Source organism: Pedobacter sp. L105, assembly GCF_009765875.1.
GTDB lineage: Bacteria > Bacteroidota > Bacteroidia > Sphingobacteriales > Sphingobacteriaceae > Pedobacter.
In genome coordinates this window covers 169,385-176,718 of record NZ_LMUP01000005.1, presented here as the reverse complement: position 1 = coordinate 176,718, position 7,334 = coordinate 169,385, and the positions used below count along the sequence as shown (strand labels likewise).

Here is a 7,334-nt window from a genome sequence, read left to right as displayed (position 1 = left end):
GATTATACCACTCAAAAAGATTGACCAGGAAGTCATTTGATTGTAGTATTAGAATTGACAGAAAAAATGTTTGAATTTTGCAACCAATGGTTTGAATCCTGTAATTGCGAATCTTAACACCTGGTTAACTTTGTTATAGTTAATATTACAATTATGGATACTCAAAAAGTATGGTACGTTACGGGTGCTTCTAAGGGATTAGGATTGGCCCTTGTTAAAAAATTATTAGAAGATGGATACCGTGTGGCTGCTACATCCAGAAATCTTAAACAGCTGATTGAAGCGGTGGATGTTGAATCGTCTGATTTCCTGCCGCTTGAGGTAGATTTGACCAGTGATGAAAGCGTAAAAGAATCACTGGAAAAAACATGGCAGATATTTAAGTCGGTTGATGTAGTGGTAAACAATGCAGGTTACGGCATTGGCGGAACAATAGAAGAGCTGACCGACAGTGAAACAAGAAGTAATTTTGATGTCAACGTATTTGGTACATTAAACGTGATCAGGCAGGTGATGCCTTACCTGCGCGGACAAAAATCAGGACATATCATCAATATTTCTTCCATTGGCGGGTTCGCCGGAGCAACTGGCTGGTCGGTTTATGCAGCTTCTAAATTTGCTATCGTTGGTTTATCTGAAGTGCTGGCAGAAGATGTAAAAGAATTCGGGATCAAAGTAACGGTAGTAATGCCGGGTGGATTTCGCACAAATTTCCTTTCGGCAGATTCTATTGCTTATGCAGCTGAAAGAATTGAAGGTTACACTTCGGTAGCAGCGTCGCATGCTAAATACAGGGATATGGATGGTGCACAGATCGGAGATCCTGATAAAGCAGCGGATGTATTTATTGAGCTGGTAACAATGAAGAACCCGCCTGTCCGTTTGTTCATAGGAAGTGACGCGCAAAATAGGGCATTAAAAAAAGTTGAAACACTGGCAGATGAACTGAAAGAGTTCGCAACATTAACTGTTTCAACAGATTATTAAAATTATTCATTAAATTTAAAGTATGGCTAAGACGGAAACACTGGAACAGTTTTATCAGCAGAAGTCAATTAATGTTCCGCAAACTTTACAGCAGGGGGTAGGGCATTTTAATGTATTCAGACTGATGGATTGCATCGGGCCTGGTAGTACGCCTGCAGTATATAGCCGCCGGGACTTTTATAAAGTTTCACTGCTTTATGGCAAGCATATTTATCATTATGCCGATAAAAGTGTTATCGTAGATGGGGTAAACCTGATCTTCTTTAATCCGAATGTTCCTTATACGATTGAGCGTTTAACAGAAGTTGCTAAAGGTTACTTCTGTATTTTTACAGAATCTTTCTTTACGGAAAAGATCCGCGGCAGCTTAAACGAATTGCCTATGTTTAGTATGGGCGGGAAGTCTGTTTATGTGCTGGACGAGAAACAGGAAGAGTTTGTAGCTGGCATCTTTGAAAAGATGCTGGAAGAAATTGAATCTGAATATGTGTTTAAATATGATCTGTTACGTAATTATGTAACGGAGCTAACGCATTACGCATTAAAATCGGAACCTACAGAAAACCTGTATCAGCATCCGGATGCGAAGACACGTATTGCGGCTGTATTTACAGAATTGCTGGAGCGTCAGTTTCCTATTGAAACGCCTTCTCAGCGATTTTCCATGCGTTCTGCAAAGGACTTCGCAGAAAAGCTGGCGGTACATGTAAATCACCTCAACAGATCGGTTAAAGTAGCAACAGGTAAGACTACGACAGATCTGATTGCACAACGCCTTCTTGCTGAGGCTAAATCTTTATTAAAGCATACCGACTGGAATGTGGCCGAAATTGGTTACTGCCTTGGATTTGAAGAGGCTGCACATTTTAATAATTTTTTTAAGAAGCAAACTTCATTTACCCCGGGTTCTTTCAGAAATGTTTGAATTTAGTAATACGTTTAACGTTATCATTTAAGGGTTTAAGGAAGGGCTAATTTTTTTATACGAAATCAACAATCATGGGAAGAGAAAAAAAAGTATGGTATGTTACAGGTGCTTCCAAGGGACTGGGATTATATTTAGTCAAACAGCTGTTAGCTGAGGGATACAATGTAGCTGCTACTTCAAGAAACAAAGAGGATCTGGAAAATGAGCTTGGAACAGGATGCGCAAGCTTTCTGCCACTCGTGGTAGATATCCGTGATGAAAATAGTGTGAAACAATCTGTTGAAGCCGCTGTGGAACATTTTGGTACCATTGATACAGTAGTGAACAATGCGGGTTATGGATTGATCGGTAGCCTGGAAGAACTCAGTGACGAAGAATCCAGGGCTAATTTTGAGGTTAACGTATTTGGGATGCTGAATGTGATCAGAAATACCATGCCTTATTTAAGAAAACAGGGATCGGGGCATATCATTAATATTTCTTCTACTCATGGTTTTAGTGGAGGAATACCCGGATTTGGCGTTTTTTGCGCCACTAAATTTGCAGTGGTAGGTTTATCAGAATCATTGTCGGCCGAGGTTAGAGACTTTGGCGTAAATGTTACAGTCGCTTTGCCTGGTCATTTCAGGACCAATTTCCTTTCTGCCGGTTCGTTAGGCGTTCCTGAAAATCAAATTCCGGAATATGCTGAAGTCAGGGCATCACAAAAAGCGCATCAGGAAAGGATCAATGGTAATCAACCAGGCGATCCGGAGAAGGCAGTGGCAGCGCTCATTGCCATTTCAACAATGGAAAGTCCGCCTCTAACCTTGTTTTTAGGTAAGGATGCCTATGATGCGGCCGACAAAAGAATGTTAAGTATACAAAATGAAATGGATAGGTGTGAAGAATTAGCTATGGCAACAGAGTTTGCACAATAAAATATTTTTTACAAATTGTTTGTATCAAGTCTAAATAATGCCAATATTTGCATATAATCATTTGTTAATGCAAAACGTAGTTATAGCACCATCAGTTGAATTTGTAGAAGTATTTCAAACCAGTAACGGAGCTGTTTTTCAGTCAGACAAGGAGAATTGCTGGTATATAGATTTCGCTGGCAAGCTTGCCCGTTTTGATTACCGCTCTTTGATGAAGTTGAGAAAAGCTGTATACGCCATTGACATCGAAATGATTTTAATGAACTCTGAAAAAACCGCTGATCTTGAAATTGTGTTCATCTGCGCATGCGATCATTGTTATGTATTAAATACCCTACAAATTTTAGCTATCAGGGAATTAATTGAAGGTACTTTTGTAATGCTAGAGCTGAACCGCATTTTACATGACAGGGTATACCGCCTTACGGCTTAGGCTTCTTTATAATTAGAATCTTTCCATATTTCTATTACATGCTGTGATATTAATTTATAGCACTACTTTTGTTGCCAATAAGACTGGTACAATAATTAGAAATATTATGAAAGACATCACTCGTGTTCAATGTTTACTCTCAACTGAGATCGAAGCACTTTTGAATCAACAAATAAAAAAAGAAGCTCAGTCTTCATCAGCATATCTTGCAATGGCTTCATGGTGTGATAGTCATGGGTTTGATTATTCTTCTGACTATTTCTTTAAACAATCTGAAGAAGAAAGAATGCATCAGATGAAGATATTCAAATATGTCCTGGATATGGGCGGTAATGCAATATCTCCTGAGGTAACTAATATACAATTGGAATTTAATTCTTTCAAAGAAGTTTTTGAAGAAGCTCTGGAAGCTGAGATCAGCGTAACACAGTCGCTTAAAAACATCGCTGCAAATTGCTATAAAGAACAGGATTTTGTAACTATTGAATTTCTGAACTGGTTCTTTAAAGAACAACGTGAAGAAGAATACAAAGCAAGACGTGCACTGGAATTGTTTGAAGTAATTGGGGAAGAAGGAACTGGAAGATGGGAAATTGACAAACACGTTAACGATATAGAATATAATAGCGAAGCTTAATTAAAACATCTGGATACATTAAAATCCGTTTATCTTTAGATAAGCGGATTTTTTTTTGTCTATTCTTTTCATTTTATTATTGCTAAATGAATTAATGTGATTTTTGCATGTTTTGTTATCCTTGATTTTAGTTTTTATTGAAATTAGTGTATTTTAATGTAGATTTAATTGGTTTTTAATATGAAAATTTCAATTTTATCAATATAAAATCATTAAATAATATATAAATATCATATTTTGAGGTGTTTGTAGTTTTTATGTCTATTATAAAATCGCTATTTTAAGATAAATCTTATTTTATTATCTAAACTTAACGATATGACAAAAAAACTACTATTTAGTTGTGTTTTGTCCTTTGGTATGATTACTCTGGCTTTCGGACAGACAAAAGTGATCAGCGGAAAGGTCACTACGTCAAATTCAGAACCCATCGCTGGTGCAAGTATTACCGTCAAAGGATCAAATTCATTTGGTGCCCAGACTGATGTTAATGGCCTGTTCAGGTTAACCGTTCCTGAAAACGCCAAAACTTTAATTTTTAGCTACATCTCTTATAAACCGAAAGAGGTAAACCTGACCGGCACTACTGTTGATGTTAGCCTCGAGGAAGATTTTAACAATCTGTCAGAAGTAGTGGTAGTAGGTTATGGTACTGCTGTTAAAAGAGATCTTACCGGATCTGTTGCCGAAGTAAAAGCTAAGGACTTGGAGAACATCCCGGTGACAAGTTTTGAATCTGCCCTGCAGGGTAAAGCTGCTGGCGTGATGATATCTTCACAAAACGGTAAGTTAGGTCAGGGGATAACGGTCAGGGTACGGGGGTCGGCCTCTGTAACCGCAGGAAGTGCACCCCTCTATATTATCGACGGTATTCCCGTGACTACAGACAGCCAGTCGAGCACCATTGCACCAACAGACCCGCTGGCGGACCTGAATACAAATGATATTGAGTCCATTGAAGTCTTAAAAGATGCATCCGCTTCTGCGATCTATGGGGCCAGGGCATCTAACGGAGTGGTTTTAATAACCACAAAACAAGGTAAAGCGGGTAAAACTGCGATCAATTTTAACGTGCTGGAAGGAATTAGTTCTCCAACCAGCCACCGTAAGTTTCTGGATGCCGAGCAATTTGTGGCCCTGGAACGCCGGGCGGGCGTAGGAGCCGCTAACCAGGATTTTCAGGCTGGTGAATATGCTACTTTACAAGATGCTTTAGATGATTACTCCAGTTTTGTGGAGAGCCGTTTACAAAGATATTCTGCGGGAAATAACGATTACCAGACCTATAAGGTGAATACCGATTGGGAAGCCCAAGCTTTCCAGGATAAACCGCTTACGCAGCAATACGATCTGAATTTTAGTGGCGGTAACGACAAAACTAAATTTTACCTGAGTGGCCAGGCACTTAATCAGGAAGGGATTTTAGTGGGCAATAGTTTTAAAAGATACAGCGGCAGGTTAAACCTGACGAATCAGGCAACCAGTTTTCTGGAAGTAGGGATCAACCTTAATTTTGCCAACAGTATCAACAATCGTTTATCCAATGATGACGCTTTTTCCAGTCCTTTGCAAATTGTTGCTTTATCTCCAATTACTCCATTGATTGATCCAAGGACAGGATTGCAAAGCGGAAGTTTACCAGGGGAAGCCTCCAGTTATCCTGTTTATTATAATCCTCTTTTATCGGTGGATAATGCTTTTTATAAAGCTACGGTTTACCGTACCATAGGTAAGGCTTTTGCAAATGTGAAAATTTTAAAAGGATTAAAGTTTACCAGTGAGTTTTCTATTGACAACTTAAATCAAAATGAAGAAAGCTATTATGGGTCGCTTACATTCAGGAATACCGGTACCGCAAATGGGGACGGAGAGAATATTTCTACGTTTGTCATCAATTCAAACACCAACAATTACTTTAGCTACAATACCAATTTCGGCGACAAAAGTAAGTTCGATGCGGTTTTAGGTTCCAGTTATCAAAAAGTGACTACCAAATATAACCATATTGAAGGGACGGATTTTCCCAGTGATGCTTACAAAGAACTGGAAAGTGCAGCTACTAAAAAGATCGCTACCAGTAATGAAAATGCCTACAGCTTTTTATCTTATTTTGCAAGGGCGAATTATAAGTACAACGACCGCTATCTGATTGGTTTCAGTACCCGGATAGATGGATCGTCACGTTTTGGGGCTAACCACCGTTATGGTGTATTTCCTGCGGGATCTGTAGCCTGGATTGTGTCTGAAGAGCAATTCATGAAGTCTCTACCGGTAATCAGCCTGTTAAAGCCGAGGATAAGTTATGGCTTAACAGGAAATGCCGAAATAGGAAACTATTCTGCACGCGGCCTGTATAGTGGTACAGGGGCTTATGGTGGTTTACCAGGACAGATACCTTCACAAATAGCTAATCCAGACCTGAGCTGGGAAAAAACCAAACAGCTTGATATAGGTTTGGATGTAGGCATACTGGGTAACAGGGTTACGGGTACATTCGATTATTATCAAAAAAACACCTCTAATCTGCTGCTGAATGTACCTGTACCGGAGACCAGTGGGTTTGCAGTTAAAATTGAAAACCTGGGTAAGCTGACCAACAGAGGTTTTGAATTAGGAATTAATACAGAAAACCTGATTGGAGCTTTCAGATGGTCTACTGCTATCACAGGGTCGGTAAACAAAAATAAAATCACTGATCTGGGCGGACAGGTTTTAAATACCAATGAAATTAATGCGGCTGTTGCAGGGCAGCCTTTGGGTGTGTTTTATCTGCCTGAATATGCGGGAGTAAATCCTGCAAATGGAGATGCGATCTATTATCTGAATACAAAAAATGCCGATGGTACTCTTAACAGGGCTACCACCAATGATATCAATCAGGCACAAAGAATCTATGCCGGAAATCCCAATCCTAAGTACAACTATGGGATGAACAATACTTTTTCTTATAAAAACTTCGACTTTTCTGTATTTATCCAGGGCGTGACCGGCAATAAGATCTATAATAGTGGTGGTCAGTATATGAGTGCAGAAGCGTCCAATGGATTTGATAACCAAACGATTGACCAGCTCAATTACTGGACAACACCAGGGCAGGTGACCAATGTCCCTGAGCCGCGTTTGGGTTATGGAAATGGTGTAGGTAATTCTACCAGATACCTTTCCAGCGGTTCGTACCTGCGTTTGAAAACACTAACGCTGGGATATAGTATTCCTCCCAGTGTTTTAAGTAAAATGAAGTTAACAAAGTTAAGGATATATGCCTCTGCACAAAACCTGGCAACGATTACCGGTTATAAAGGCTGGGACCCGGAAGTGAACGCAGATTATCAGTCGACGAACATTAACCAGGGAATAGATTTTTACTCGGCCCCTCAAGCCCGGGTGATCTCATTTGGTGTAAACATTGGGCTTTAATCCTAAAAATGA

6 protein-coding genes are annotated in these 7,334 nt (G+C 39.5%); all 6 read left to right on the top strand.

The window, feature by feature from the left end; all coding sequences use genetic code 11:
• Positions 1-153: 153 nt before the first annotated feature.
• A complete protein-coding gene (locus GSQ84_RS12255; protein ID WP_158797556.1) occupies positions 154-987 on the top strand; it encodes an SDR family oxidoreductase in 834 nt (277 codons plus the stop codon).
• 22 nt (positions 988-1,009) lie between these two features.
• Complete coding sequence (locus GSQ84_RS12250) at positions 1,010-1,912, top strand: AraC family transcriptional regulator (RefSeq protein ID WP_158797555.1); 903 nt, start codon at positions 1,010-1,012, stop codon at positions 1,910-1,912.
• Between the two features lie 74 nt (positions 1,913-1,986).
• A complete protein-coding gene (locus GSQ84_RS12245) occupies positions 1,987-2,835 on the top strand; it encodes an SDR family oxidoreductase (protein ID WP_158797554.1) in 849 nt (282 codons plus the stop codon).
• Between the two features lie 67 nt (positions 2,836-2,902).
• Positions 2,903-3,268, top strand: coding sequence for a hypothetical protein (locus GSQ84_RS12240; RefSeq protein ID WP_158797553.1), 366 nt, complete (start codon positions 2,903-2,905; stop codon positions 3,266-3,268).
• A 106-nt stretch (positions 3,269-3,374) separates the two neighbouring features.
• On the top strand, positions 3,375-3,905 hold the full coding sequence (locus tag GSQ84_RS12235; protein WP_158797552.1) for a ferritin: 531 nt from the start codon (positions 3,375-3,377) through the stop codon (positions 3,903-3,905).
• A gap of 318 nt (positions 3,906-4,223) precedes the next feature.
• Positions 4,224-7,322, top strand: a complete 3,099-nt coding sequence (locus GSQ84_RS12230; RefSeq protein ID WP_158797551.1) for a TonB-dependent receptor — start codon at positions 4,224-4,226, stop codon at positions 7,320-7,322.
• Positions 7,323-7,334: the final 12 nt, after the last annotated feature.

Coding starts and splice junctions, on each gene's coding strand:
- GSQ84_RS12250 (WP_158797555.1), top strand. CDS start 1,010: ATGGCTAAGACGGAAACACTGGAACAGTTTTATCAGCAGAAGTCAATT.
- GSQ84_RS12230 (WP_158797551.1), top strand. CDS start 4,224: ATGACAAAAAAACTACTATTTAGTTGTGTTTTGTCCTTTGGTATGATT.
- GSQ84_RS12245 (WP_158797554.1), top strand. CDS start 1,987: ATGGGAAGAGAAAAAAAAGTATGGTATGTTACAGGTGCTTCCAAGGGA.
- GSQ84_RS12255 (WP_158797556.1), top strand. CDS start 154: ATGGATACTCAAAAAGTATGGTACGTTACGGGTGCTTCTAAGGGATTA.
- GSQ84_RS12235 (WP_158797552.1), top strand. CDS start 3,375: ATGAAAGACATCACTCGTGTTCAATGTTTACTCTCAACTGAGATCGAA.
- GSQ84_RS12240 (WP_158797553.1), top strand. CDS start 2,903: ATGCAAAACGTAGTTATAGCACCATCAGTTGAATTTGTAGAAGTATTT.